Source organism: Mesorhizobium sp. M5C.F.Ca.IN.020.32.2.1, from assembly GCF_004023105.1.
Taxonomy (GTDB): Bacteria; Pseudomonadota; Alphaproteobacteria; order Rhizobiales; family Rhizobiaceae; genus Mesorhizobium; species Mesorhizobium wenxiniae.
In genome coordinates, this window is sequence record NZ_RZSX01001559.1 from 1 (window position 1) to 629 (window position 629).

1 pseudogene is annotated in these 629 nt (G+C 69.0%); it reads left to right on the forward strand.

The window, feature by feature from the left end:
* Window positions 1–629: pseudogene (locus EOA86_RS37435) on the forward strand (translocation/assembly module TamB); the annotation flags it as partial.

Sequence of the window (629 nt, forward strand, 5' to 3'; positions counted from 1 at the left end):
GCATCGGCGCGTCCCTGGTCTCGGTGGTGGCGGGCGGCACGCGGGTGGACGATCTGGTGGCCGAAATCCATTCCGACGGCTTCGACATCCAGGACCGCAGCGGACCGGTCACCATCAAGCTTGTCGGCGGCGGCCTGAACACCGACGTGGCGACGCTGGCGCCGCTGGTGACCGGCAGGGTCACCGCTGATCTCGCCGGGTCGGTCAGCAAGGACGAGATCGTCGTCGATCAAGGCACGCTGCGCAGCGATGCGCTCAATGCTTCGGTGACGTCCAGGGTGACCCTGGCCGATCTGGCGATGACGCTCAAGATGAATGCCGATGCCGTCTCGACAGCGCTGCCGCCGCAGATTCGCCCGGTTCTCGGTGAGCGTGTGACATTCTCGGCGACCGCGACCCGCGACCCGCAAGGCTTGTTTGCCGCCAACGCGCTGCAACTCACTTCGGGCTCGCTCAGCGCCAGCGGCACCGCCAGCGCGACGGGCACCGACATCCAGGCCGACATCAGGGGCACGCTCGGCGATGTTTCGGTGCTGTCGCCGATGGTCGGCGTACCGGTCGGCGGGGCCGTCGATTTCGCGCTGACGGCGAGCGGCGCGCGCACGGCGCCGGATTTCGCGGTCTCGGCC